Origin of the sequence: Variovorax sp. W2I14, assembly GCF_050435205.1 — a bacterium.
Classification (GTDB): Bacteria; Pseudomonadota; Gammaproteobacteria; order Burkholderiales; family Burkholderiaceae_C; genus Variovorax; species Variovorax paradoxus_C.
In genome coordinates this window covers 6,724,948-6,747,685 of record NZ_JBNDJX010000001.1, presented here as the reverse complement: position 1 = coordinate 6,747,685, position 22,738 = coordinate 6,724,948, and the positions used below count along the sequence as shown (strand labels likewise).

The following is a 22,738-nucleotide window of genomic DNA, read 5'->3' as shown; positions in this document are numbered from 1 at the left end:
CTTTTCATCAAGTTTTCATGAAACGCACCTGGCTGCTCTTTGCCCAAGCCGTGACCGTCCTGCTGGCGGCCTATTTCGTCGTCGCGACGCTCAAGCCCGAGTGGATCAACAAGCGCTCGACCTCGCTCGGCGGCGTGGTGTCGATCGTCGAGGCGCCGGCCGGCGCCCCGAGCGTGCCCGCTGTCGGCAGTCTGAGCGCTGCCGCCAAGAAGGCCTCGCCGGCGGTGGTGAGCATCAACACCAGCAAGGCGGCGCAGCGCCATCCGCGCAGCAACGACCCGTGGTTCCGCTTCTTCTTCGGCGACCAGGCCGACCAGCCCCAGGTGGGCCTGGGCAGCGGCGTGATCGTGAGCACCGACGGCTACATCCTCACCAACAACCACGTGGTCGAGGGCGCAGACGAGATCGAAGTGACCCTGAACGACAGCCGCCACGCGCGCGGCAAGGTGATTGGCACCGACCCCGACACCGACCTGGCGGTGCTGAAGATCGAGCTCGACAAGCTCCCGGTGATCGTTCTGGGCAACTCCGACGAATTGCTGGTGGGCGACCAGGTGCTGGCCATCGGCAACCCCTTCGGCGTCGGCCAGACGGTGACCAGCGGCATCGTCTCGGCGCTCGGCCGCAACCAGCTGGGCATCAACAACTTCGAGAACTTCATCCAGACCGATGCGGCCATCAACCCCGGCAACTCGGGCGGCGCGCTGATCGACGTCAACGGCAACCTGCAGGGCATCAACACCGCGATCTACTCGCGCTCGGGCGGCAGCATGGGCATCGGCTTCGCCATTCCGGTGTCGATGGCCAAGATCGTGCTGGAAGGCATCGTGAAGGAAGGCCAGGTGCGCCGCGGCTGGATCGGCGTCGAGCCGAACGACCTGTCGCCCGAACTGGCCGAGACCTTCGGCGTGAAGGCCGATGCGGGCGTGATCATCACCGGCGTGCTGCAGAACGGCCCAGCCGCCAAGGCCGGCATCCGGCCGGGCGACGTGATCACCTCGGTGGGCGAGAAGAAGACCGACAACGTGCAGGCCCTGCTGACCGCCGTCGCGGGCCTCAAGCCCGGCGACACCGCGCGCTTTGCGCTGCAGCGCGGCAGCGACAAGATGGAGCTGGATGTGACGCCGGGGCTCCGGCCGAAGAGCCCGGCCCGGCAAGTGCCCAATCAGCAGGAGTAGGACGGGTCCTCAGGCTCGGCGCAGTTCGTGTCGCTTCGCCTACCCCCTATCGGGGACAACACCAGCGGCCCGGCCGGTGAAGCCGGCTCCGCGGTGTTTTCAGAAAAGACTGGGCTTGGTGTGAGCCCTTGAATTTCAGCTGGACGCCGAAGAGTCGGCGTTTTCTTCTTCGTCGGGCTTCTTGCCCATCGCGAAATAGCGCGCACCGATGATGCCCACCTCGTACAGCAGGCACATCGGCACCGCCAGCGCGAGTTGCGACACCACGTCGGGCGGCGTAAGCACCGCAGCCACCACGAAGGCCACCACGATGAAGTAGCCACGGAAGGACTTCAGCTTCTCGATGGTCACCATCTCGAAGCGCACCAGCAGCATCACCACGATCGGCACCTGGAAGGCGACGCCGAACGCGATGTAGAGCGAGAGGATCGCCTCCACGTACGACGAGATGTCGGGCGTTGCCGCCACCGCGGCCGGCGTGAACTTCTGGATGAAGCTGAACATCTTGTCCAGCACGAAGAACTGCACGAAGGCGATGCCCGCGTACGCCAGCAGGCTGCCGAAGAAGATGAGCGGCAGGGCAAAGCGCTTCTCGTGGCTGTAGAGCCCCGGCGCCACGAACATCCAGGCCTGGTACATGAGCCACGGCAGCGCCAGCAGCACGGCCGTCATCATCAGCACCTTGAGCGGCACGAAGAACGGCGAGAACACGCCAATGGCGATGAGCTTGGCATCCGGCGGCATGTGTGCGCGGATGGGCATTGCGATCAGGTCGATCAGTCCGCCCGGTCCGGGCCAGATAGCGAGCAGGATGCCGGCGACGGCCAAGCCGTAGACGCAGTAGAGCAGGCGGTCGCGAAGCTCGACCAGGTGCTGCACGAACGGCTGCTCGGTGCCCGCCAGCTCGTCTTCTTTGTCTTTGTTCTTGTCGTCGGAATCGGCCATGGGGAAAGGAAAGTGCGTGGCTTCGGCCGGCGTGCGGCAAGCGAGAGACGCGGGGGTGTGCGGGGTGTTGAAGCGCTAGTTGATCTTGTGGGGACGGAAGCGGGCAACCCGCGCCGCACCCGACAACGCCTTGGTCCGTACGCCGTTGCGCGCCTTGTACCAATTCGGCGTGGCGCCCTGCTTCAGGCGCCAGTTCTTGCGGGGGTGCTTGTACTCGGGCACCGCGGCTTCGGGCTCGGCCAGGGCCGAGAGCGTTTCGCCTGAGCCGGAGAACTGCTTTTCGAATTCGCTCGCGCCGGTGTGGATGTTGTTCTCGACGTCGCGCGCCGCCTCCTCCACCGTGGTCTTCATCTTGCGGAGCTCGTCCAGCTCCATCGAGCGGTTGACTTCGGCCTTGACGTCGTTCACGTAGCGCTGCGCCTTGCCGAGCAAGGTGCCGACCGTGCGAGCCACGCGCGGCAGCTTCTCCGGCCCGATGACGATCAGCGCCACGACGCCGATCAGCGCCAGCTTCTCAATGCCGAGGTCGAGCACGTGCGGTCCGCGCTCAGGACTTCTGACGCGCTTCGACGTCGATCGTCTTGTCGCTGTTGGCCGGCTGGCCGGTCACTTGCGCCGCGGGGGCCGACGAAGCGGCGGTTGCGTCGGTGGTGGGATTGCCGTTGGCATCCTTCATGCCGTCCTTGAAGCCCTTGACGGCGCCACCAAGGTCCGAACCCATGTTCCGCAGCTTCTTGGTGCCGAAGATCATGACCACGACGAGCAGCACGATCAGCCAGTGCCAGATAGAAAAAGAACCCATGGAAGACTCCTAAGAATGTGTCCGATTTTAGTCGGTCGAAATGTGACAGTTTGGCTTAACGAAGTTCAGCCGCGAAGCCATGGCCGGGGACCGCCCATGACGTGCACATGGAGATGGTGAACCTCCTGCCCGCCCTCGGTGCCGGTGTTGACGACGACGCGATAGCCGCCGTCCGGATAGGGCCTGCAGCCCTGCTCCAGCGCCAGCTTGGGCGCCAGGGTCATGATCTTGCCCATGAGCGCGGCGTCATCGGGCGTGAGCTGCGCCATCGAGGCGATGTGCTTCTTGGGCACCAGCATGAAATGCACCGGCGCCCAGGGCGCGATGTCATGGAAACCGAACAGGTCCTCGTCTTCGTAGACCTTGCGCGAAGGGATCTTGCCTTCGACGATTTTGCAGAAAACGCAGTTCGGATCAGATGACATCTTTGGGTTCCATCGGGCGGTTGTCGTTCATGCGGATCATGCCTTTCACGATCCGGTACAGGAACCACAGCGAAATCAGGCTCCAAGCGATCCAGCCCGGAACGAAGAACAGCAGCCAGAGCCACGAGGTGACGATGTACAGCAGGCCGGCCCAGAGCACCGAGCGGATGCGCCAGCTGAAGTGCGAAGCCTGCCAGGTGCCGGCCGCGTCGTCGCGCTTGACGAAGTCGATCACCAGCGCCACCAGCAGGATGGCAATGGAAGCCTGTGCCCCCGGCACGACCGCGCCGATGGCCACGATCAGGTGCAGGATGTAGCTCACCCAGCCCCAGGTCTTGAGCGATTCGTCGGGTTCCACGTTCACGATGTCGTTGGGCATGGGATGTCCTTTCAATCGTTGGATGCCTCGCGGGCCTGCACTTTGCGCAGGGCCTTTTCCTCGATGCCGCTGGTGCCCTCGCGGCGCTCGAGCTCCGCGACGACTTCGGCCGGCGAAAAACCGTAGTGCGCAAGCGCCACCATGGTGTGGAACCACAGGTCGGCCACTTCGTTCACTATTTTCGAGCGGTCGCCGCCGTGATCGGCATCCTTGGCGGCCATCACGACTTCGGTGGCTTCCTCGCCGATCTTCTTCAGGAAGGCGTCGGGGCCCTTGTGCAGGAGGCGCGCGACGTAGCTCTTCTCGGGGTCGCCGCCATTCGCGGGCAGGCGGGTCTCGATGACCGCGGCCAGGCGTGCGAGGGCATCGGAGGTGTTGTTGTTCACGGCGCCGGTCATTTGTAGATCGACTCCGGGTCTTTCAAGACCGGTTCGACCACGGTCCACTGGCCTTTTTCGTACTTGCTGAAGAAGCAGCTGTGGCGGCCTGTATGGCAGGCGATGCCGGGCTCGTGGCCCAGCTGGGTGACCTTGAGCAGCACCACGTCGTTGTCGCAATCCAGGCGGATCTCGTGCACGGTCTGCACGTGGCCCGATTCCTCGCCCTTGAACCAGAGCTTGTTGCGCGAGCGGCTGAAATACACCGCACGGCCCAGCTCGGCGGTCTTCTCGAGCGCCTCGCGGTTCATCCAGGCGAACATCAGCACGTCGTTGCTGCCTTGTTCCTGCGCGATCACGGGCACCAGGCCGTTCGCGTCCCACTTCACTTCATCGAGCCAATTCATGGAAGTATTGTCCCACCCCCAGGCTTCGCGCACTTCGTGTCGCTTCTCCTCCCCCCTCGAAGGGGGCGATACCAGCGGCCCGGCAAAGCCGGTTCCGCGGTATCCCACGAAGGAGCCTTAAATCCGGACAGGGATGCCCCGCGCCGCCATGCGGGCTTTCGCCTCGCCCACGGTGTGTTCGCCGTAGTGAAAGATGCTGGCCGCCAGCACCGCATCGGCGCCGCCGGTCTGGATGCCGTCGGCCAGGTCGTCCAGGTTGCCGACGCCGCCCGATGCGATCACCGGCACGCTGACCGCATCGCTCACCGCGCGTGTCAGTGCGAGGTCGAAGCCGCTCTTGGTGCCGTCGCGGTCCATGCTCGTGAGCAGGATTTCGCCCGCGCCGCGGCGCGCCATCTCGGTGGCCCATTGCACAGCGTCCATGCCGGTGTTCTTGCGGCCGCCGTGGCTGTACACGTCCCAGCCCGGGCCGCGCGTGGCCGCCTCTTCGGGCGTGCGGCGCTTGGCATCGATGGCCACCACGATGCACTGCGAGCCGTACTTCTGCGAAGCATCGTTGATCACCTGCGGATCGGCGATGGCGGCCGAGTTGAAGCTGGTCTTGTCCGCACCCGCATTGAGGAGCCGGCGCACATCCGCCACGGTGCGCACGCCGCCGCCGACGGTGAGCGGAATGAAGACCTGCGAAGCCACCGCCTCGATGATCGGCAGGATCAGGTCGCGCCCGTCGCTGGTGGCGGTGATGTCCAGGAAGGTGAGCTCGTCGGCGCCCTGTGCGTTGTAGCGCGCTGCGATCTCGACCGGGTCGCCGGCATCGCGCAGTTCGAGGAAGTTGACGCCCTTGACGACACGGCCGCCGGTGACGTCGAGGCAGGGAATGATGCGTTTGGCAAGCATGGGAATTTGAACCGGAAGGAAATCAGAGAACGGTGAGCTGTTGCCAGCCCTGCCATTGGGCGCCGGGCGCCAGGGTCACTTGTTCGTCGATGCGGGCCGCCTCGACGCAGAGCATGTGGCGGTAGCCGTCGGCCGGCATGTCGGCCAGCTTGGCGCAGAGTTCGGCGCCCGGGTTCCACACCACGGTTTCGGTGCAGCTCGCGCTTTGCGAGATTTCGAGCGTGCCGCCCGGCTGCACGAGGCGCAGCGGTTTTGCGGGCGCGACATAGACGCTGTCGAACTCGGCATCGAACCGCAATGCGGCAGCGGTCTCCACATGGCGGTCGTCGCGCAGCGAATCCCAGCGGTTGGCGCCTTCGAGGCCCTCGAGCCGCACCTGGGCGATATCGTCGACGTGAAGGTAGGAATGCAGCGCCGCGGCAAAGGCCCAGGGCGCGGGGTCGGTGTTGGTCAGCGTGAGCGCGATGCGCAACTGGCCGGGAGCCAACGTCATATCGAGGCGTGCCTCGAAAGCGTGCGGCCAGAGCGCGCGGGTGGCCTCGTTGTCGCGCAGCCGGAATGCCAGGGTGTCGCCCGAGGCGCCGGCGCCCTGCGGCTCCCAAGGCAGATTGCGCATGAAACCATGTTTGGGCAGCATGCCGCGCATGTTGAACTGCGGGCAACATACGGGCACGCCACCGCGGATCGCGGTCTTGCCGTCGAACACGGCGCGGGGGCTGACATAGAACCTTTCCACTCCGTCGGCCGTGGTCCACGAGAGCACTTGCGCGCCATGCAGGGCCACGGTCAACGTGCTGCCGTCTGCGCCAAGGGCTCGGATCGCGGGCTGGCCGCGCAACTCGATCGGGGTGATTTCCATGTGAGGAATTGTAGGCAGCGCCCGTGTCATGGCACGGAATTGGCACTGGAAGCCATTGCGCGCCCCGCTCCTCTTTGGATACCCTGTGCCTGCTTGCACGAGGGGACAAGGTGCAGGTCGGTCCCGAGCCTTCGACAAAAACCACTCTCATACGACAAAGGGGATACGCATGAAGAAAAAATTGCCGATGGCGGCATGGATCCTGATCGCCATGGTGCTCGGCATCATCGTGGGCTACATGATCTTCACCAGCTTTCCCGACAAGAAGGCTGCCAAGGAAATCGCGGACTACGTTTCCATCGTCTCGGACGTGTTCCTGCGCCTCATCAAGATGCTGATCGGCCCGCTGGTGTTCTCCACGCTGGTGGTGGGCATCGCGCACATGGGCGATGCCAAGTCGGTCGGCCGCGTGTTCGGCAAGGCCATCGGCTGGTTCCTCACCGCCTCGCTCATTTCGCTGGTCATCGGCCTGGTCATGGCCAACCTGCTCAAGCCCGGCGAGAACCTGGGCCTGCCGCTGCCCGACATCGGCACCTCGGCCAACCTCGCGACCAGCAAATTCACCTTCAAGGACTTCGTGAGCCACACGGTGCCCAAGTCTTTCGTGGAGGCGATGGCCAACAACGAGATCCTGCAGATCGTGGTGTTCTCGATGTTCTTCGGCGTGGCGCTCGCCTCGCTGGGCGATAAGGCCAAGACCCTGGTGGCCGCCATCGAGGAGCTCTCGCACGCCATGCTCAAGATCACGGGCTACGTCATGAAGCTCGCGCCGCTGGCGGTGCTGGCCGCCATGGCTGCCACGGTCGCCGTGAACGGGCTGGGCATTCTCATCAAGTTCGCCGTGTTCATGCGCGACTTCTACCTGGGCCTGTTCGTGCTGTGGGCCGTGCTCATCCTGGCCGGCCTGCTGTTCCTCGGACCGCGCGTGTTCAAGCTGCTGGTGCTCATCAAGGAAGCCTTCCTGCTCTCGTTCGCCACCGCGAGTTCCGAGGCGGCGTACCCCAAGATCCTGCAGGCACTCGACCGTTTCGGCGTGAAGCGCAAGATCTCCAGCTTCGTGATGCCGATGGGCTACTCGTTCAACCTCGACGGCTCGATGATGTACTGCACCTTCGCCGTGCTCTTCATCGCGCAGGCCTACGACATCCACATGCCGATCAGCACGCAGGTCACGATGCTGCTGATCCTCATGCTCACCTCCAAGGGCATGGCCGGCGTGCCGCGCGCCTCGCTGGTGGTGATTGCCGCCACGCTCAACCACTTCGACATTCCCGAGGCCGGCCTGCTGCTGATCCTGGGCGTGGACACCTTCCTGGACATGGGCCGCTCGGCCACCAACGCGGTGGGCAATTCCATCGCCACCGCGGTGGTCGCCAAATGGGAGGGCGAACTGCTCTCCGAGGGCGATGCCGAGATCAACGCCAAGGCGCTCGACGAGGAGGCCAACGCCACCCTCGCCCATCCGGCCCACGCGTGAGGCGCGCCATGAAGCCCAAGGCCACGCGGTCGGTTCTGTCGGTTCTTCTTGCCGGACTGCTGGCGGTTGCCTCGCTTGCGCCGGCGTACGCGCAGGAACAGCTCACCGGCACCCTTGCGAAGGTGCGCGAGACGGGCGCCATCGCCATCGGCTACCGCGAGTCGTCGGTGCCCTTCTCGTACCTCAATGCGCGCAAGGAGCCGATCGGCTATTCGATCGAACTCTGCCGCGCACTGGTCACCGCCATCGAGGACACGGTGAACAAGAGCCTCGCGATCAGGTGGGTGCCTGTCACGTCCGATTCGCGCATCGACGCGGTCGCCAGCGGCAAGGTCGACCTGGAGTGCGGCTCCACCACCAACAACCTCGAGCGCCAGAAGCGGGTGAGCTTCTCGCCGACGATGTTCGTCTCGGGCACCAAGGTGCTGGTGAAGAAAGGCGCGCCGATCAAGTCGTTCCGCGACCTGGCCGGCAAGAAGGTGGCCGTGACCGCCGGCACCACCAACGAGAAGACGCTGCGCGACCTGTCGGAGAAGTTCAAGCTGCGAATCAACCTGCAGGTGGCGCGCGACCACGCGGAATCGTTCGGCCTTGTGAAGAGCGGCCAGGCCGATGCGTTCGCGACCGATGACGTGCTGCTCTACGGCCTCATCGCGCAGGACGCTGCCAAGTCCGACTACGAGGTGGTCGGCGACTTCCTCTCGTACGACCCCTACGGGATCATGTACCGCAAGGGCGACGCGCAACTGGCCAGGGTGGTCAACGACACCTTCCAGGTGCTGGCGGAAGACGGCGAGATCCACCGGCAGTACAAGCGATGGTTCCTGCGCAAGCTGCCGTCGGGGGAAAGCATCAACCTGCCGATGAGCGCGCAGTTGGAGACGATCATCCAGACGATGTCGGTGAAGGCCGAATAGGCGGCGCGACGCTCCCTACCGCGCTGGCCACTCCCAGCGCGGGATTTCGCTCATGTCGAGGTTCGCGATGCGGGTTTCGCCGAACTGCTTTTCGAGCACCACCGGTTGCAGGCCTTCGCAGTCGTCCAACGCGGCGATCAGGCGCGCCGCGTGCGATACCACGATCACCTGCGACTGCCGCGCCGTCTGCGCGATGAGGCGGCCGAGCGCCGGCAGCAGGTCCGGATGCAGGCTGGTCTCGGGCTCGTTGAGCACCAGCAGCGCGGGCGGCCGCGGCGTCAGCAACGCGGCGATCCACAACAGGTAGCGCAGGGTGCCGTCGGAGAGTTCGGCGGCCGTCAGGGGCCGCAGCAGGCCGTGCTGGTGCATCAACGTCTGGAAGCGATCGCCTTCGGCCTCGACTTCGACGCGTGCGCCTGGAAAGGCATCGTCCACGGCACGGTCGAGCGCCTCGCCGTCGCCGATCTCGCGGATGGTCTGCAGCGCGGCGGCCAGGTCGGCGCCGTCGTTGGCGAGCACGGGCGTGTAGGTGCCCAGTTGCGGCAGGCGCGCGGGTGCATCGGCGTCGGAGCGGAAGTGATCGTAGAAGCGCCAGGAGCGCATTTGCTCCCGCAGCGTGAGCATCTCGGGCGCATCGCGCGGGTCGGCGTGCTCGGTCATCATGCTGGCGAAAGCCGGAATCGGCCGGCCCACGGCCTGCCAGCCCTTGCCTTCGCGCAGGCGCAGCGCGCCGCCCTTGCGGTCCACCAGTTGCGTCGAGGGCCGCAGCAGCGGGCCGCTCCAGATGGCTTCGTGCTTGATCTGCGGGTCGCGCGAGAAAGCCGTCGAGGGAATCGGCGGCGGCAGGCCGATGTCGATCGCGTATCCGAAATCCTCCGACTCGGCGCCGGCAAACCCCAGCTTCAGCGCGACCGGTTCGCTGCGCGTGGTGCCCTGCACCGGCATTTCCCCGCGCAGCATCGCCGCCGAAAAACGCTCGGGCCCGGCCCACAGCGTGGAAGACAAGCCGCCTTCGCGAACCAGCGAGCGGATCACACCGCCATTGGCGATGTCGGCCAGGAGGCGCATCGCGCGGTACACGCTCGACTTGCCGCTGCCATTGGCGCCCGTCACCACCGTGAGGCTGCCCAGCGGCACCGTCAGCTGGCGCAGCGAGCGGTAGTTGGCAATGGCGAGCGCGGAGAGCACGCGCTACAGGACGTAGAGGAAAAAGGCGTCAGGCGCCGGCCAGCTCGTCCGCGCGGGCTTGCGCGGCGGCGAAGTCGAGGTCGCCCGAGTAGATGGCGCGTCCGCAGATCACGCCCTCGACGCCTTCGAACTCGACCGCGCAGAGCTGGTCGATGTCGGCCATGTTCGAGAGACCGCCCGAGGCGATCACTGGAATGGTCAGCGCCTGCGCGAGCTTGACGGTGGCGTCGATGTTGATGCCCGAGAGCATGCCGTCGCGGCCGATGTCGGTGTAGATGATCGACTCGACGCCGTAGTCCTCGAACTTCTTGCCGAGGTCTGCCACCTCGTGGCCCGTGAGCTTGCTCCAGCCGTCGGTGGCGACCTTGCCGTCCTTGGCATCCAGGCCCACGATGATGTGGCCGCCGAAGGCGCTGCAGGCGTCCTTGAGGAACCCCGGGTTCTTGACCGCGGCGGTGCCGATGATCACGTAGCGCAGGCCGTCGTCGATGTATCGCTCGATGGTGTCCAGGTCGCGGATGCCCCCGCCCAACTGCACCGGTATGTCGTCGCCGACCTCCTTCAGGATCGCCTTGATCGCCGCGTGGTTCTGCGGCTTGCCGGCGAAGGCGCCATTCAGGTCGACCAGGTGCAGCCGCCGCGCGCCGGCGGTGACCCACTTGCGGGCCATGGCGGCGGGGTCTTCGCTGAAGATGGTGGACTGGTCCATGTCGCCCTGCTTGAGGCGAACGCAGTGGCCGTCTTTGAGATCAATGGCGGGAATGAGGAGCATGGAAGTGACGCGAGTGAGCGAAAGCCGGGCTGTGGGAGGTTCGGCCCGGTCGGAAAAAATGGTTCAGGGATTCCAGTGGAGGAAGTTGCGATAGAGCTGCAGCCCATGGTCCGCACTCTTCTCCGGGTGGAACTGGGTGGCAAAAATGTTATCGCGTGCGATGGCTGCGGTAAAGCTCGCGCCGTAATCGGCCTCGCCCACGCTGTGCCGGGCGTCGGCCGGCCGCGCGTAGAAGCTGTGCACGAAGTAGAAATAGCTTTGGTCCGGAATGCCCGCCCACACCGCGTGCGGCTGGGCCTGGCGCACCTGGTTCCAGCCCATCTGCGGCACCTTGAAACGGCTGCCGTCGGCCTGCAGGCGGCCAGCCAGTTCGAACTTGATGACCTCACCCGGTATGAGGCCAAGGCCGTCGGTCGGGCCTTCGTCGCTGCGCGACAGCAGCATCTGCATGCCGACGCACACGCCGAAGAGCGGCTTGTTCGCTGCCGCTTCGAGCACGGATTCCTGAAGACCGGAATCGCGCAGCTCGCGCATGCAGTCGGGCATCGCGCCCTGCCCCGGCAGCACCACGCGGGTGGCCTTGCGCACCACGTCCGGATCGGAGGTGACGAACACCTCCACGCCCACCTGGTCGGCCGCATGGCGCACGGCCTGCGACACGGAGTGCAGGTTGCCCATGCCGTAGTCGACAACGGCGACGGAATTCGTTGCTACAGATTTCATAGCTGTTCGCCGATGGATTTCAGAGCGAACCCTTGGTCGAGGGAATGACGCCGACGGAGCGCGGATCGAGCTCCAGCGCGCCGCGCATGGCGCGCGCGAAGGCCTTGAAGACCGTCTCGCACTGGTGATGCGCGTTCACGCCCTTGAGGTTGTCGATGTGCAGCGTGACGAACGCGTGGTTCACGAAGCCCTGGAAGAACTCGTAGGTGAGCTGGCTGTCGAAGGTGCCGATCATTCCGCTGGTGAAGGGCACATGCATCACGAGGCCCGGGCGACCCGAGAAGTCGATGACCACGCGGCTGAGCGCTTCGTCCAGCGGCACGTAGGCATGGCCGTAGCGGCGGATGCCCTTCTTGTCGCCGATGGCCTGGGCCACGGCCTGCCCGAGCGTGATGCCGACGTCTTCCACCGTGTGGTGGCCATCGATGTGCAGGTCGCCCTGGCAGTCGATGTCCAGGTCGATCAGCCCGTGGCGGGCGATCTGGTCGAGCATGTGGTCGAAGAAGCCGATGCCGGTGGCGAGCTTCGCCTTGCCGGTGCCGTCGAGGTTCACGCTGACGGTGATCTTCGTCTCGGCGGTGTTTCGGGTGACCGACGCGGTGCGGTCGGTGCTCTGTGGGGTGGTCATAGTGAGGCTTCGAGTGCCGCCAGCATCCGCGCGTTCTCGTCGGCCGTTCCGACGGTGAGGCGCAGGCAATTTGCCAGCAGTTCGTGCATTTTAGAAACGTTCTTCACCAGGACCCCCTGGGCCTTCATGCCCTCGAAGGTCTTGGTGGCATCGGGCACGCGCAAAAGGACCATGTTGGCGTCGCTCGGCCAGGTCTTCACGCCGGGCAGCCGGCCCAGGCCCGTCATCAGGCGCTCGCGCTCTTCGCGGATCTGTTTGGCCTGTGCCTCGAACACCTCGGCGTGCGCCAGCGCGAACAGCGCGCACTCGCAGTTGAGCACGCTGATGTTGTAGGGCGGGCGCACCTTGTCGACCTCGGCGACCAGCGCGGCCGGCCCCATGAGGTAGCCCAGGCGAATGCCCGCCAGCCCGAACTTGCTGAGCGTGCGCATCAGCAATACGTGGCCGTGCTTCGCGAGCCGGTCGATGTAGCTGCGAGCGGCGAAGGGCTGGTAGGCCTCGTCGATCACCACCAGGCCGCCCTGCGCGCCCTGGGCTTCGACGATCTTCTCGACGACCGCGTCGTCCCAGAGATTGGCGGTCGGGTTGTTCGGGTAGGCGAGGTAGACGATGGCGGGCTTTTCGCGCGCGGTGGCGGCCAGCATGGCGGCCTCGTCCAGCTCGAAGTCGGCCGTGAGCGGCACGCCGACGAAGCGCAGGCCCTGCAGCTGGGCGCTCATCGCATACATCACGAAGCCGGGCACGGGCGCGAGCACGGTGGCGCCGGGCTGGTCGCAGGCGATGGCCAGCAGCGAGATCAGCTCGTCCGAACCGTTGCCCAGCATCAGCGAAAAGCCTTCGGGCATCTGCGCGTGGGTGGCCAGCGCGCGCTGCAGGTCGGCACCGCGGTCGCCCGGGTAGCGGTTGAGGGCCAGTGCGCCGAGTCGCGCGCCGAGTTCGGCCTGCAGCGCGGGCGGCAGGCCGAAGGGGTTTTCCATCGCGTCGAGCTTGATGAAACCGCGCGCGTCCTGCACGGCATAGGCATGCATGGCGCGCACGTCCGCGCGGATGCGCTGGAGCGCGGGGAGAGAGTCAGACATAGGAGGTTCGCTGGGGGTCGAAGACCATCGGGTGGTCGTTGGCGTCGAACAGGTCGAGCAGTTCGCCGAGACCGTCTTCGCGCTTGACCAGCGCGTATTCGGCTTCGGAGATGAGGTTGACGGTCAGCGTGGCGATGGCCTCGCCTTCATCGACGGTGACGCCCGAGAGCATGCGTGCGTCGGGGCCGTAGATCGGCGTGAGAAAAAAGAAGGTCTGGAACCCGCAGAACGACAGCGGCGGCTCGGGCATCGGCACGCGGTGGCCGCTGGCGAGGAAGAAGCGGTCGAAGGCCGGCAGCTTGGCGAGCCAGCGCAGGTTCGAGATGTATTCGGGGTTCAGGTCGCGCACGTACCAGACCAGCTCGGCCGCGCGCGTCATGCCCTCGGGCACACCAGCGGGCGGCGCGGGCATGAGGCGGTCGCTCATGCCGTTGGTGACGAGCACGTAGCCTTCGTCGTCGGCCGAGTCGCCATCTTCGACGAAATTGCGGCCGAAGGCGTGGATGTCGACCCGGTGCTCGGCATCGGCGCTGTCCAGGAAGGTCTGCTCGGGCTCGTCTTCCAGCGCGTCGAGCATGGCCTGCAGGCGCACTTGGGCGCGCGTGGGCGTCGCATCCGCGGCGCCGCCCATCAGAGCCTTTTTCAGTTTCGCGAACATGGGGAAATCAGGACGCGCACCGGAAGCTGTTCTGCAGCGCGCTCGACAGCACCAGCTGCACCGGCATGTCGGCCTCGTACAGCTCGGCATTGCGCTTGAGCTCGGCCTGGAAGAGCGAACGCGCCATCGAGGGCTCGAGCCGGCGGCCATCGACGCAGAACAGCGGCTTCTGGCCGGTGCGCCGCGCCGTGTCGCTGGCTTCGCGCAGGCCTTCGAGCACGCCCACGAGGTAGTAGCTCGCGTAGGCCTTGCCCTCTTTCTTTTCCTTGACCTCGAGCGTGTGGAACTCGCGGAGGGTCATGGCCTGCGCACCGGCGCCGGCCGCGAGCGCGAGCGCGAGCAGCAACATCGACAGACGCGCGGTGCGCTTCATGGCATTTACTTGCGGTAGCGCGGCGGGGGCGCATAGACGCCATCGGCCGGGAAGGCGCTGGGCTGCGGCGGCGTGGCATCGCGGCGCGGACGGCGCGGTGCCTGCGGCTCTTCGAGCTCGAACAGCGCGGCGCCGATCACGCCAATGTTGCGCACGTCGCCCGCTTCGGTGTTCGCTGCATAGGCGCGGCCCGGCGTGGCGAAGCGGAAGGCCGCAACCTCGCTCTGACTCTTGCGGAAGCCCTCGATGTTCAGCGTCTCCTGCGGGCGCAGCACGTAGCCGCCGTTGCGCAGGCTCCCGGCCTTGCCGGTGAGCACGTCCAGGCCGTCGACGGTGGCGATCACCTCGTAGCTGCGGTCGCTCAGGTTGCGAAAGCGCAGCGTGTAGCGCGCGCCTTCGACGCCGGCGAGGCGGAACATGTCGCTGCTGCTATTGCCGCGGCGCGCGCGCTGCAGCGGCAGCGGGCGATTGCTCTCATCGAGCACCGACCATTCGACGTCGCCCTGAGCCAGCTGCAGGTTGAGCCGGCGCTCGGGGTTGTTGCCCACGTCGCGGCGCACGGCGGATGCTTCGTTGTAACCCAGCGAAGCCACTTCGTCGGGCTGCTCGGACAGCCGCTTGGCCACGACGGTACGGGTCTTCGACTCGATGCCCTCGCCCCATTGGGTGCCCAGTTGTGCGGGCGCAGGTGCAGCCGGCGCGGCGCTGGGCGTTGCGGACATCGCAGCCGTTTCGCCGCGGTTCTGCGGCATCTGCGTGCAGGCGGCCAGCAAGGCGGCGCCGGCCACGAGGCTGGCGGCGAAACGGAAAAACCGCGAACGATAGAGACGTTGAATCATCTGGCTTGCTCCTCCCGGGAACGGGGTTATTGGAGCGTCAGATCTTACTGAGCCGCATCCGGGCGGCTTCAGCGTGCGCCTGCAGGCCCTCGCCCTCGGCCAGCGTGACGGCGATCGGGCCGAGCACCTGGGCGCCGGCTTCGCTCACCTCGATGAGGCTGGAGCGCTTCTGGAAGTCGTAGACGCCCAGCGGACTGGAAAAGCGCGCCGTGCCGCTGGTGGGCAGCACGTGGTTCGGGCCGGCGCAGTAGTCGCCCAGGCTCTCGCTGGTGAAGGCGCCCAGGAAGATCGCGCCGGCGTGGCGCAGCAGGGGCTCCCAGCGGTTCGGCTCGCTGCTGCTGACTTCGAGGTGTTCGGGGGCGATGCGGTTGCTGATCTCGCAGGCCTCTTCCATGCTCTTCGTGTGGATCAGCGCGCCGCGCCCGTTGAGCGAGGCGGCGATGATTTCCGCGCGCGGCATGGCCGGCAGCAGGCGATCGATCTCGGCCTGCACGCGGTCGATGTAGACGGCGTCGGGGCACAGCAGGATGCTCTGCGCCAGTTCGTCGTGCTCGGCCTGGCTGAAGAGATCCATCGCCACCCACTCGGGCGGCGTGGTGCCGTCGGCCAGCACGAGGATCTCGCTCGGGCCCGCAATCATGTCGATGCCCACGGTGCCGAACACGCGGCGCTTGGCGGCCGCCACATAGGCGTTGCCGGGGCCGGTGATCTTGTCGACCGCCGGGATGGTGGCGGTGCCGTAGGCGAGCGCGGCAACGGCTTGGGCGCCGCCGATGGTGAAGGCGCGGGTGACGCCGGCCACATAGGCCGCAGCGAGCACCAGCACGTTGCGCTCGCCCTTCGTCGACGATTGCCCGCCCGCGCCGCCCGTCGCAACGCTGCCCTTCACGGGCGTCGGCACGACCATGATGATTTCACTGACGCCAGCCACATGCGCCGGGATCGCGTTCATCAGCAGGCTGGACGGATAGGCCGCCTTGCCGCCGGGCACGTAGATGCCGACGCGGTCGAGCGGCGTGACCTTCTGGCCGAGCAGCGTGCCGTCCGCATCGCGGTAGCTCCAGCTCTCGCCGCTGGCCTTCTTCTGTGCCTCGTGATAGCTGCGCACGCGGTCGGCCGCGGCTTGCAGCGCGGCGCGCTGGTCTTCGGGCAGCGAGTCGAAAGCTTCCTTGAAATCGGCTTGCGTCAGTTCGAGTTGCGGCACGGACGCGGCACCCAGCCCGTCGAAGCGGCGCGTGTACTCCAGCACCGCGTCGTCGCCGCGCTTCTGCACATCGGCCAGGATGTCGGCCACCACCTTCTCGATCGCAGCATCCGCATCCGCGGACCAATGCAGCCGCGCCTTGAATTCAGCGTCGAAGCTGGCTGAAGTCGTGGAGAGACGAGCGGGGGCTGCTTTCAGAGTCATGGGGCGGGAGATGTGGCGGGAGGAATGGCGGACGCGAAGGCGTCGATGATGCGGCGGATCGGCTCGCGCTTGAGCTTGAGCGCGGCCTGGTTGACGACCAGCCGGGCGCTGATGTCCATGATGCGTTCCACCTCGACCAGGTGGTTGGCCTTGAGCGTATTGCCGGTGGAGACCAGGTCGACGATGGCATCGGCGAGGCCCGTGAGCGGCGCGAGCTCCATGCTGCCGTAGAGCTTGATGAGGTCGACGTGCACGCCCTTGCTCGCGAAGAACTCGCGCGAGAGGCCCACGTACTTGGTCGCCACGCGCAGGCGCGAGCCCTGGCGCACGGCCGAGGCGTAGTCGTAGTCGGCGCGCACGGCCACGCTCAGGCGACAGGCCGCGATGCGCAGGTCCAGCGGCTGGTACATGCCCTGGTTGCCGTTTTCCAGCAACACGTCGAGGCCGGTCACGCCGAGGTCGGCACCGCCGTACTGCACGTAGGTGGGCACGTCGGAAGCGCGCACCAGCACCACGCGCACGTCGGGGCGGGTGGTTTCCAGGATCAGCTTGCGCGACTTCTCGGGGTCTTCGGTGACCTCGATGCCGGCGGCGGCGAGCAGGGGCATCGTCTCTTCGAAGATGCGGCCTTTGGAGAGGGCCAACGTGATCATGCGGCGGCTCCGGTCACGCGTTCGATGTCGGCACCGAGGCCGCGCAGCTTGGCTTCCATGCGGTCGTAGCCGCGGTCCAGGTGGTAGATGCGGTCGATCAGCGTCTCGCCCTCGGCCACGAGGCCGGCGATCACGAGGCTGGCGGAGGCGCGCAGGTCGGTGGCCATCACGGTGGCGCCCGAGAGTTGCTGCACGCCCTCGACCATCGCCACCTTGCCTTCGACATGGATGGTCGCGCCCAGGCGCACCATCTCGTTCACATGCATGAAGCGGTTCTCGAAGATCGTTTCGGTGACCATCGAGGCGCCGCGCGCAATCACGTTCAGCGCCATGAACTGGGCCTGCATGTCGGTGGGGAAACCGGGGTATTCGGTGGTGCTGAAGCTCTGCGCCTTCAGGTGCTCGCTGGCCGGGGCCTTGGAGCTGATGCGCACGCCGCCCTCTTCCGGCGCGACCACGCAGCCGGCGTCGCGCAGCTTGTCGATCACCGCGTCCATGTGGTCGGCGCGGGCGTGGCGCAGGAACACGTCGCCGCCCGTGGCCGCGACGGCGCAGAGGAACGTGCCGGCCTCGATGCGGTCGGCCACCACGGCGTGCTCGCAGCCGTGCAGCTTCTCTACGCCCTGGATGCGGATGTGGCTGGTGCCGTGGCCTTCGATCTTCGCGCCCATCCGGATCAGCATTTCGGCGAGGTCGACGATCTCGGGCTCCTGCGCGGCGTTTTCAAGCAGCGTCTCGCCCTCGGCCAGCGCAGCGGCCATGAGGAAGTTCTCGGTGCCGGTGACGGTGACCATGTCGGTCAGGATGCGCGCGCCCTTCAGGCGGGTGCGGCCTGCCGGCAGGCTGGCGATCATGTAGCCGTGCTCGACCACGATCTCGGCGCCCATCGCCTGCAGGCCCTTGATGTGCTGGTCGACGGGGCGCGAGCCGATGGCGCAGCCGCCGGGCAGCGACACCTTGGCGTGGCCGAAGCGCGCGAGCAGCGGGCCGAGCGCCAGCACCGAGGCGCGCATGGTCTTGACCAGCTCGTAAGGGGCTTCGGGGTTGGTGAGGTCGCCGGCGTTCAGCTGGACCGTGCCGTTGTCGTCGCGCTCGGCCACGACGCCCATGTTGCGCACCAGCTTGAGCATGGTCGACACGTCCTGCAGGCGGGGCACGTTGTGCAGCGTCACGGGCTGGTCGGTCAGCAGCGCCGCGCACAGCTCGGGCAACGCGGCGTTCTTGGCGCCGGAAATGAGTACCTCGCCGCGAAGCTGGCGCCCGCCGCGAATCAGAAGTTTGTCCATCGAGGATCCAGCGAAATGGGGTGGCCCGAGGGCCGGAATTTACTTTTCCACCGCCGCCCATTCGGCCGGCGTGTAGGTTTTCATCGAGAGCGCATGCACTTCGTCGGTGTGCATTTTCGCACCGAGGGTGGCGTAGACCCGCTGGTGGCGCTGGATGGCGCGCTTGCCCTCGAATTCGGCCGAGACAATGGTCGCGTACCAATGTCGGCCATCGCCCTCCAGCGAGATGTGCTCGCACGGGAGGTGGGATTGGATCAGGGCCTGGAGTTGTTCGGCGGTCATGGGTCTGGAAAGGGGCGTTCAGCCCCGGATTTTGTAGCCGATACGGAGGAGATGAACAGCAATCGCGCTCACCACCAGCCAGGCGGTGCCGACGATGCCCAGGCTGAGCCAGGGCGAGGCGTCGCTCACGCCGAAGAAGCCGTAGCGAAAGCCGTCGATCATGTAGAAGAACGGGTTCAGGTGGCTCACGCTCTGCCAGAACGGCGGCAGCGAGCCGATCGAATAGAACACGCCCGAGAGAAACGTCATGGGCATGATCAGAAAGTTCTGGAAGACCGCCATCTGGTCGAACTTCTCGGCCCAAAGGCCGGCGATGAGACCCAGGGTGCCGAGCATCGCAGCGCCCAACAGTGCGAAAACGACGATCCAGACCGGCGCCACGAAATTCGGCATTGCGAAGAACACGGTCACCACGAACACGCCGAGCCCCACGGCCAGCCCGCGGATGATCGACGAGCCTACATAGGCGAAGAACCAGCCCCAGTGCGACAGCGGCGTGAGCAGCACGAACACGAGGTTGCCCATGATCTTGCTCTGGATGATCGAGGACGAGCTGTTCGCAAAGGCGTTCTGCAGCACGCTCATCATCACTAGGCCCGGCACCAGGAAGGCCGTGTAGCCGACCGAGCCGTAGACCTTCACATGGTCTTCGAGCACGTGGCCGAACACCATCAAATAGAGCAGCGCGGTGAGAACCGGCGCACCGACGGTCTGGAAGCCGACCTTCCAGAAGCGCAGCGTTTCCTTGTAGAGCAACGCGCGCCAACCGGTCACTGCCATCATCTTGCGACCTCCAGCGGTGTCTGCTCGCCCGCCATCAGGTCGATGAACACGTCTTCCAGATCGGCCTTGCGCATTTCCACGTCTTCCACCGCGACGCCGGCTTCGCGGATCGCGGCCAGCAGTTGTTCGACTTCATGGGCGTTCTGCGCCGGCAGCTGCACGATGCGCCCGGTGATGCGCGCATGCTGGGCAATGGCCCAGGGCAGCATTGCATCGGTCTTGAAGCGCAGCACGTTGCTTGCGGCCGATTTCAGGAGTTCACTGGTGCGGTCGAGAGCGATCACACGGCCCAGCTTGAGCATCGCGATGCGGCTGCACAGCGCCTCGGCCTCTTCGAGGTAATGCGTGGTGAGCAGCACGGTGCTCCCCTGCTTGTTGAGTTTGGCGACGAATTGCCAGAGGGTCTGGCGCAACTCGACGTCGACGCCGGCCGTGGGCTCGTCCAGCACGATGACGGGCGGCTTGTGCACCAGCGCCTGCGCCACGAGCACCCGGCGCTTCATGCCGCCCGAGAGCTGCCGCATGTTGGCCGTGGCCTTGTCGGCGAGGCCGAGGCTGTGCAGCAGCTCGTCGATCCAGTCGTCGTTGTTCTTGATGCCGAAGTAGCCCGACTGGATGCGCAGCGACTCGCGCACGTTGAAGAAGGGGTCGAACACCAGCTCCTGCGGCACGATGCCCAGCTGGCGGCGCGCCTCGGCGTAGTCGCGCTGCACGTCGAAGCCATGCACGCTGATGGCACCCGACGTGGGCCGCGAGAGGCCCGCGAGCATGCTGATCAGAGTGGTCTTGCCCGCGCCGTTGGGGCCGAGCAGGCCGAAGAACTCGCCCGGCTCGATCTGGAAGGAGACCTCGTCGACCGCGCGCAAGCCTTGTTTGCCTTGGGCTTTCTGCTGTCTGGAGGGGGGGTAGGTCTTGGAGACCGATTGAAATGAGATCGCGGGCATGGGAGCCCGCGATTTTAAGGGGCCGTTACTTTTTCAGGGCGCGGCGGGCAAAAGGCCCGCGATGCCGTACAGCGCCGCCAGTTCGCGCAGGCGCGGCGAGAGGCCCTTGACCGAGAAGCCGCGGCCCAGCGCGCTCGACTCACGACGGCACTCGAGCAGCACCGCCAGCGCCGACGAATCGAACTGGGTCAGCGCGGTGGCGTCGACCACCGTGGACGATGAATCCGTCTGACCCTTGAGCCCCTGCTGCAGCATGCGCATGCAGGCGGGGGCCTCGTCGTGGGTGAGCTTGGTGGGCAGGACCAGCATGTGCGTTGCCGTTGGCCGGTCAGCCCTTGATGTTGCTCTTGTTGCGGGCGGCGAGCGCGGCGATCAGGCCGTCGATGCCGCTCTTGTTGATTTCCTGCGCGAACTGCGTGCGGTAGGTGTCGACCAGCCAGACGCCCAGCACATTCAGGTTGTAGACCTTCCAGCCCGCGCCTTGTCCCGGCGTCTTTTCCAGGCGGTAGTCGAGCTGCACCGGTTCGCCGCGGCCCTGGATCTCGGTGCGGACCAGCACTTCCTTGTCATCGGCCGAGCCGCGGAACGGACGCACGGTGACGGTCTGGTCGACCACCTGGTCGAGCGCGCCAGCGTAGGTGCGAACCAGGAGGGCCTTGAACTCTTCCTGCAGGCGCTTTTGCTGCTCGGGGGTGGCCTGGCGCCAGGCCGGGCCGACCGCCGAAGCCGTCATGCGCTGGAAGTTGACGTTGGGCATGATCTTGCTGTCGACCAGCAGCATGATCTTGTTGACGTCGCCGGCCTTGATCGACGAGTCAGCCTTGATCGTCTCGAGCACATCGCTCGACAGGCGCTTGACCAGCGCGTCGGGCGCCTCATCGGCGGCGTAGGCGGGGCGAACGAACGTGGTGGCAGCGCCCAGCAGCAGGGCACCGGCCAGGGCCAGTCGGCCCATATCGCGTCGTTGCAGCAAGATCTTGTTGTTCATGGAGAGTCCCTCAAATTTGAAAAATCGACGAAGCACCCGGATCGCACAAAGCAAGGGGTGCTGCGACAAGAACGGATTCGACAGGCCCGGGGCCGACCGGGTTCCTGAAGCGCAGGTGAAGCCTTGCAACCGGATGCAAGCAGCTTCATCGCCCGTCCTCGCGCTTTTGCTTACTTTCCGGCGCCGTCGTCTGCCGGGCTGTTGCCGGCACCGTCGTCCGGCGGATTGCCGTCGTAGACCTGGCTTCGGCGGCGCTGCAGGAACGCATCGCGTGTGAACGAGTACTTGTCGAGCGCCGCTTCGCCGAGCAGGCGGCCGGCGCGCAGGTACTGCGAACGCGTGTCGACGGCATGAAGCACGGTGAGCGAATTGCGCCAGGCCACGTCGTTCATCTGCGAAACCGGATCACCCAAGCGGTCCACCGGCAACGCGGCTGTGTCACGCAGCGTCGACGGACCCAGCAACGGCAGCACCACGTAGGGACCGGCGCCCACGCCCCAGTAGCCCAGCGTCTGCCCGAAGTCTTCTTCGTGGCGGGGGATTCCCGCCTCGGTCGCCACGTCGAGCAGGCCGCCAAGCCCGAAGAACGTGTTGACATTGAGCCGCATGAAAGTCTCGGCGCTGCCCTGCAGCTTGAGCTGCGCGACATTGTTGGCGAGGTTCCAGACGTCGCCCAGGTTGTTGAAGAAGTTGTCCACGCCGGTGCGAACCATCGACGGCAATGCACGCTGGTAAGCCGTGGCCACTGGCACGAGAACCGCGTCGTCGACCGTCTCGTTGAAGCGCGTGACGCCGCGATTGAAAGGCTCGAACGGATCGACCGGATTGGCATTGGGCCCCGTGGCACATCCGGCAACGATCGCCAGAGCGGTGGCGGTAACTGCCCAGCGGGCACTGTTGGCTATGCTTTTCATAGCATGCGATGCAAAAGGTCGTGATTTCATTTTTTGTTGGCTGTTCCCGGCGCCGTATTCGAGCCCCCTTCGGCCGCCTTGCTGTAAAGGAACTGGCTGATCAGGTTCTCCAGCACCACGGCCGATTGGGTCGAAGTGATGGTGTCGCCGGCTTGCAAGTTCTTCTCCTCGGCGCCCGCTTCGATGCCGATGTACTGCTCGCCGAGCAGGCCACTGGTCAATATCTTGAGCGAGCTGTCCTTGGGAAAACTGTAACGGTTTTGAAGTGCCAGCGTCACATCGGCCTGAAAGGCCTTGTCGTTGAACGCGATGGACTCCACACGCCCGACCACCACGCCGGCACTCTTGACCGCGGTTTGTGGCTTCAAACCACCAATGTTGTCGAAGCGCGCGGTTACCGTGTAGGTCTTCTGGAAATTCAGGCTCAGCAGATTGGCCGACTGCAGCGCGAGAAACAGCAGTGCCGCCGCGCCGATGAGCACGAAAAGGCCGACCCAGATGTCGTTGTTGGAACGTTGCATGGTTTGCACTCTTTAGAACGATTGGAGCGGTGCCCC

General features: G+C 65.9%; 30 protein-coding genes. 3 read left to right on the top strand and 27 right to left on the bottom strand.

The features are described 5' to 3' along the window. Positions 1-17 precede the first annotated feature (17 nt). On the top strand, positions 18-1,178 hold the full coding sequence (locus QF040_RS31445; RefSeq protein WP_307685912.1) for a S1C family serine protease: 1,161 nt from the start codon (positions 18-20) through the stop codon (positions 1,176-1,178). A 135-nt stretch (positions 1,179-1,313) separates the two neighbouring features. Here the strand turns inward: QF040_RS31445 and tatC are convergent, their stop codons facing one another. The 9 genes from tatC to QF040_RS31400 all read right to left on the bottom strand — a co-directional run bounded on the left by tatC (position 1,314) and on the right by QF040_RS31400 (position 6,269). Next, a complete protein-coding gene (gene tatC / locus QF040_RS31440) occupies positions 1,314-2,123 on the bottom strand; it encodes a twin-arginine translocase subunit TatC (protein WP_306880138.1) in 810 nt (269 codons plus the stop codon). A gap of 75 nt (positions 2,124-2,198) precedes the next feature. After that, positions 2,199-2,657 carry a Sec-independent protein translocase protein TatB gene (gene tatB, locus QF040_RS31435; protein WP_429614194.1) on the bottom strand — a complete coding sequence of 153 codons (459 nt, stop codon included), beginning with the start codon at positions 2,655-2,657 and terminating at the stop codon, positions 2,199-2,201. 13 nt (positions 2,658-2,670) lie between these two features. Continuing rightward, positions 2,671-2,925: a Sec-independent protein translocase subunit TatA gene (tatA, locus tag QF040_RS31430; RefSeq protein ID WP_013539729.1), complete on the bottom strand. Its 255-nt coding sequence runs from the start codon at positions 2,923-2,925 to the stop codon at positions 2,671-2,673. A gap of 65 nt (positions 2,926-2,990) precedes the next feature. Beyond that, positions 2,991-3,350, bottom strand: a complete 360-nt coding sequence (locus QF040_RS31425; protein ID WP_013539728.1) for a histidine triad nucleotide-binding protein — start codon at positions 3,348-3,350, stop codon at positions 2,991-2,993. Further along, positions 3,340-3,729 carry a DUF4870 family protein gene (locus QF040_RS31420; protein ID WP_429614193.1) on the bottom strand — a complete coding sequence of 130 codons (390 nt, stop codon included), beginning with the start codon at positions 3,727-3,729 and terminating at the stop codon, positions 3,340-3,342. Before QF040_RS31420 ends, QF040_RS31425 begins: the two co-directional genes overlap by 11 nt. Positions 3,730-3,740: 11 nt before the next feature. Beyond that, the gene (locus tag QF040_RS31415) at positions 3,741-4,127 is read right to left on the bottom strand and encodes a phosphoribosyl-ATP diphosphatase (protein WP_429614192.1); all 387 of its coding nucleotides are present in this window, start codon (positions 4,125-4,127) and stop codon (positions 3,741-3,743) included. Further along, on the bottom strand, positions 4,124-4,513 hold the full coding sequence (gene hisI, locus QF040_RS31410) for a phosphoribosyl-AMP cyclohydrolase (RefSeq protein WP_013539725.1): 390 nt from the start codon (positions 4,511-4,513) through the stop codon (positions 4,124-4,126). The genes QF040_RS31415 and hisI overlap by 4 nt, the downstream gene beginning before the upstream one ends. A 117-nt stretch (positions 4,514-4,630) precedes the next feature. Next, positions 4,631-5,410: an imidazole glycerol phosphate synthase subunit HisF gene (gene hisF, locus QF040_RS31405; RefSeq protein WP_013539724.1), complete on the bottom strand. Its 780-nt coding sequence runs from the start codon at positions 5,408-5,410 to the stop codon at positions 4,631-4,633. Between the two features lie 22 nt (positions 5,411-5,432). Then, on the bottom strand, positions 5,433-6,269 hold the full coding sequence (locus QF040_RS31400; RefSeq protein ID WP_429614191.1) for a D-hexose-6-phosphate mutarotase: 837 nt from the start codon (positions 6,267-6,269) through the stop codon (positions 5,433-5,435). 169 nt (positions 6,270-6,438) lie between these two features. Here QF040_RS31400 and QF040_RS31395 point away from each other — a divergent pair, with 169 nt between their 5' ends. Both QF040_RS31395 and QF040_RS31390 read left to right on the top strand, forming a co-directional pair. Continuing rightward, the gene (locus tag QF040_RS31395; protein WP_429614190.1) at positions 6,439-7,746 is read left to right on the top strand and encodes a dicarboxylate/amino acid:cation symporter; all 1,308 of its coding nucleotides are present in this window, start codon (positions 6,439-6,441) and stop codon (positions 7,744-7,746) included. An 8-nt stretch (positions 7,747-7,754) separates the two neighbouring features. After that, on the top strand, positions 7,755-8,663 hold the full coding sequence (locus tag QF040_RS31390) for an amino acid ABC transporter substrate-binding protein (RefSeq protein ID WP_429614189.1): 909 nt from the start codon (positions 7,755-7,757) through the stop codon (positions 8,661-8,663). Between the two features lie 15 nt (positions 8,664-8,678). Here the strand turns inward: QF040_RS31390 and QF040_RS31385 are convergent, their stop codons facing one another. The 18 genes from QF040_RS31385 to mlaD form a co-directional block, all read right to left on the bottom strand. Then, positions 8,679-9,851, bottom strand: a complete 1,173-nt coding sequence (locus tag QF040_RS31385; protein ID WP_429614188.1) for an AAA family ATPase — start codon at positions 9,849-9,851, stop codon at positions 8,679-8,681. A gap of 28 nt (positions 9,852-9,879) precedes the next feature. Then, entirely contained in the window at positions 9,880-10,623 is a 744-nt protein-coding gene (gene hisA, locus QF040_RS31380; RefSeq protein WP_306880144.1) for a 1-(5-phosphoribosyl)-5-[(5-phosphoribosylamino)methylideneamino]imidazole-4-carboxamide isomerase, read from the bottom strand. 63 nt (positions 10,624-10,686) lie between these two features. Continuing rightward, entirely contained in the window at positions 10,687-11,346 is a 660-nt protein-coding gene (gene hisH, locus QF040_RS31375) for an imidazole glycerol phosphate synthase subunit HisH (protein ID WP_307611877.1), read from the bottom strand. Between the two features lie 19 nt (positions 11,347-11,365). Then, positions 11,366-11,974 carry an imidazoleglycerol-phosphate dehydratase HisB gene (gene hisB / locus QF040_RS31370; RefSeq protein ID WP_013539717.1) on the bottom strand — a complete coding sequence of 203 codons (609 nt, stop codon included), beginning with the start codon at positions 11,972-11,974 and terminating at the stop codon, positions 11,366-11,368. Next, on the bottom strand, positions 11,971-13,053 hold the full coding sequence (gene hisC / locus QF040_RS31365; protein WP_429614187.1) for a histidinol-phosphate transaminase: 1,083 nt from the start codon (positions 13,051-13,053) through the stop codon (positions 11,971-11,973). Before hisC ends, hisB begins: the two co-directional genes overlap by 4 nt. Then, positions 13,046-13,711: a suppressor of fused domain protein gene (locus QF040_RS31360; protein WP_429614186.1), complete on the bottom strand. Its 666-nt coding sequence runs from the start codon at positions 13,709-13,711 to the stop codon at positions 13,046-13,048. The genes hisC and QF040_RS31360 overlap by 8 nt, the downstream gene beginning before the upstream one ends. Before the next feature lie 7 nt (positions 13,712-13,718). Further along, complete coding sequence (locus tag QF040_RS31355) at positions 13,719-14,084, bottom strand: hypothetical protein (RefSeq protein ID WP_429614185.1); 366 nt, start codon at positions 14,082-14,084, stop codon at positions 13,719-13,721. 5 nt (positions 14,085-14,089) lie between these two features. After that, positions 14,090-14,923 (bottom strand): hypothetical protein, encoded by an 834-nt coding sequence (locus QF040_RS31350; RefSeq protein WP_429614184.1) that lies wholly within the window; start codon positions 14,921-14,923, stop codon positions 14,090-14,092. Positions 14,924-14,960: 37 nt separating this feature from the next. Further along, positions 14,961-16,331, bottom strand: coding sequence for a histidinol dehydrogenase (gene hisD / locus QF040_RS31345; RefSeq protein WP_429614183.1), 1,371 nt, complete (start codon positions 16,329-16,331; stop codon positions 14,961-14,963). After that, positions 16,328-16,984 (bottom strand): ATP phosphoribosyltransferase, encoded by a 657-nt coding sequence (hisG, locus tag QF040_RS31340; RefSeq protein WP_429614182.1) that lies wholly within the window; start codon positions 16,982-16,984, stop codon positions 16,328-16,330. The genes hisD and hisG overlap by 4 nt, the downstream gene beginning before the upstream one ends. After that, positions 16,981-18,270, bottom strand: coding sequence for a UDP-N-acetylglucosamine 1-carboxyvinyltransferase (murA, locus tag QF040_RS31335; RefSeq protein ID WP_429614181.1), 1,290 nt, complete (start codon positions 18,268-18,270; stop codon positions 16,981-16,983). The genes hisG and murA overlap by 4 nt, the downstream gene beginning before the upstream one ends. A gap of 39 nt (positions 18,271-18,309) precedes the next feature. Beyond that, a complete protein-coding gene (locus tag QF040_RS31330) occupies positions 18,310-18,552 on the bottom strand; it encodes a BolA family protein (RefSeq protein ID WP_013539709.1) in 243 nt (80 codons plus the stop codon). 18 nt (positions 18,553-18,570) lie between these two features. Next, on the bottom strand, positions 18,571-19,326 hold the full coding sequence (locus QF040_RS31325; RefSeq protein WP_041943354.1) for an ABC transporter permease: 756 nt from the start codon (positions 19,324-19,326) through the stop codon (positions 18,571-18,573). A gap of 5 nt (positions 19,327-19,331) precedes the next feature. Next, entirely contained in the window at positions 19,332-20,279 is a 948-nt protein-coding gene (locus QF040_RS31320) for an ABC transporter ATP-binding protein (RefSeq protein ID WP_429614180.1), read from the bottom strand. Positions 20,280-20,312: 33 nt separating this feature from the next. Continuing rightward, on the bottom strand, positions 20,313-20,588 hold the full coding sequence (locus tag QF040_RS31315; protein WP_429614179.1) for an STAS domain-containing protein: 276 nt from the start codon (positions 20,586-20,588) through the stop codon (positions 20,313-20,315). Positions 20,589-20,607: 19 nt separating this feature from the next. After that, entirely contained in the window at positions 20,608-21,267 is a 660-nt protein-coding gene (locus tag QF040_RS31310) for an MlaC/ttg2D family ABC transporter substrate-binding protein (RefSeq protein WP_429614178.1), read from the bottom strand. A 170-nt stretch (positions 21,268-21,437) separates the two neighbouring features. Continuing rightward, positions 21,438-22,181 carry an MlaA family lipoprotein gene (locus QF040_RS31305; protein WP_429614177.1) on the bottom strand — a complete coding sequence of 248 codons (744 nt, stop codon included), beginning with the start codon at positions 22,179-22,181 and terminating at the stop codon, positions 21,438-21,440. 26 nt (positions 22,182-22,207) lie between these two features. Further along, a complete protein-coding gene (gene mlaD, locus QF040_RS31300) occupies positions 22,208-22,702 on the bottom strand; it encodes an outer membrane lipid asymmetry maintenance protein MlaD (protein ID WP_013539703.1) in 495 nt (164 codons plus the stop codon). Between the last annotated feature and the right edge of the window lie 36 nt (positions 22,703-22,738).

Excerpts from the sequence above, each read along its gene's own strand:
- QF040_RS31445 (WP_307685912.1), top strand. The coding sequence starts at position 18 with ATGAAACGCACCTGGCTGCTCTTTGCCCAAGCCGTGACCGTCCTGCTG.
- tatC (WP_306880138.1), bottom strand. The coding sequence starts at position 2,123 with ATGGCCGATTCCGACGACAAGAACAAAGACAAAGAAGACGAGCTGGCG.
- tatA (WP_013539729.1), bottom strand. The coding sequence starts at position 2,925 with ATGGGTTCTTTTTCTATCTGGCACTGGCTGATCGTGCTGCTCGTCGTG.
- QF040_RS31425 (WP_013539728.1), bottom strand. The coding sequence starts at position 3,350 with ATGTCATCTGATCCGAACTGCGTTTTCTGCAAAATCGTCGAAGGCAAG.
- QF040_RS31420 (WP_429614193.1), bottom strand. The coding sequence starts at position 3,729 with ATGCCCAACGACATCGTGAACGTGGAACCCGACGAATCGCTCAAGACC.
- QF040_RS31415 (WP_429614192.1), bottom strand. The coding sequence starts at position 4,127 with ATGACCGGCGCCGTGAACAACAACACCTCCGATGCCCTCGCACGCCTG.
- hisI (WP_013539725.1), bottom strand. The coding sequence starts at position 4,513 with ATGAATTGGCTCGATGAAGTGAAGTGGGACGCGAACGGCCTGGTGCCC.
- hisF (WP_013539724.1), bottom strand. The coding sequence starts at position 5,410 with ATGCTTGCCAAACGCATCATTCCCTGCCTCGACGTCACCGGCGGCCGT.
- QF040_RS31400 (WP_429614191.1), bottom strand. The coding sequence starts at position 6,269 with ATGGAAATCACCCCGATCGAGTTGCGCGGCCAGCCCGCGATCCGAGCC.
- QF040_RS31395 (WP_429614190.1), top strand. The coding sequence starts at position 6,439 with ATGAAGAAAAAATTGCCGATGGCGGCATGGATCCTGATCGCCATGGTG.
- QF040_RS31390 (WP_429614189.1), top strand. The coding sequence starts at position 7,755 with ATGAAGCCCAAGGCCACGCGGTCGGTTCTGTCGGTTCTTCTTGCCGGA.
- hisA (WP_306880144.1), bottom strand. The coding sequence starts at position 10,623 with ATGCTCCTCATTCCCGCCATTGATCTCAAAGACGGCCACTGCGTTCGC.
- hisH (WP_307611877.1), bottom strand. The coding sequence starts at position 11,346 with ATGAAATCTGTAGCAACGAATTCCGTCGCCGTTGTCGACTACGGCATG.
- hisB (WP_013539717.1), bottom strand. The coding sequence starts at position 11,974 with ATGACCACCCCACAGAGCACCGACCGCACCGCGTCGGTCACCCGAAAC.
- hisC (WP_429614187.1), bottom strand. The coding sequence starts at position 13,053 with ATGTCTGACTCTCTCCCCGCGCTCCAGCGCATCCGCGCGGACGTGCGC.
- QF040_RS31360 (WP_429614186.1), bottom strand. The coding sequence starts at position 13,711 with ATGTTCGCGAAACTGAAAAAGGCTCTGATGGGCGGCGCCGCGGATGCG.
- QF040_RS31355 (WP_429614185.1), bottom strand. The coding sequence starts at position 14,084 with ATGAAGCGCACCGCGCGTCTGTCGATGTTGCTGCTCGCGCTCGCGCTC.
- QF040_RS31350 (WP_429614184.1), bottom strand. The coding sequence starts at position 14,923 with ATGATTCAACGTCTCTATCGTTCGCGGTTTTTCCGTTTCGCCGCCAGC.
- hisD (WP_429614183.1), bottom strand. The coding sequence starts at position 16,331 with ATGACTCTGAAAGCAGCCCCCGCTCGTCTCTCCACGACTTCAGCCAGC.
- hisG (WP_429614182.1), bottom strand. The coding sequence starts at position 16,984 with ATGATCACGTTGGCCCTCTCCAAAGGCCGCATCTTCGAAGAGACGATG.
- murA (WP_429614181.1), bottom strand. The coding sequence starts at position 18,270 with ATGGACAAACTTCTGATTCGCGGCGGGCGCCAGCTTCGCGGCGAGGTA.
- QF040_RS31330 (WP_013539709.1), bottom strand. The coding sequence starts at position 18,552 with ATGACCGCCGAACAACTCCAGGCCCTGATCCAATCCCACCTCCCGTGC.
- QF040_RS31320 (WP_429614180.1), bottom strand. The coding sequence starts at position 20,279 with ATGCCCGCGATCTCATTTCAATCGGTCTCCAAGACCTACCCCCCCTCC.
- QF040_RS31315 (WP_429614179.1), bottom strand. The coding sequence starts at position 20,588 with ATGCTGGTCCTGCCCACCAAGCTCACCCACGACGAGGCCCCCGCCTGC.
- QF040_RS31310 (WP_429614178.1), bottom strand. The coding sequence starts at position 21,267 with ATGAACAACAAGATCTTGCTGCAACGACGCGATATGGGCCGACTGGCC.
- QF040_RS31305 (WP_429614177.1), bottom strand. The coding sequence starts at position 22,181 with ATGAAAAGCATAGCCAACAGTGCCCGCTGGGCAGTTACCGCCACCGCT.
- mlaD (WP_013539703.1), bottom strand. The coding sequence starts at position 22,702 with ATGCAACGTTCCAACAACGACATCTGGGTCGGCCTTTTCGTGCTCATC.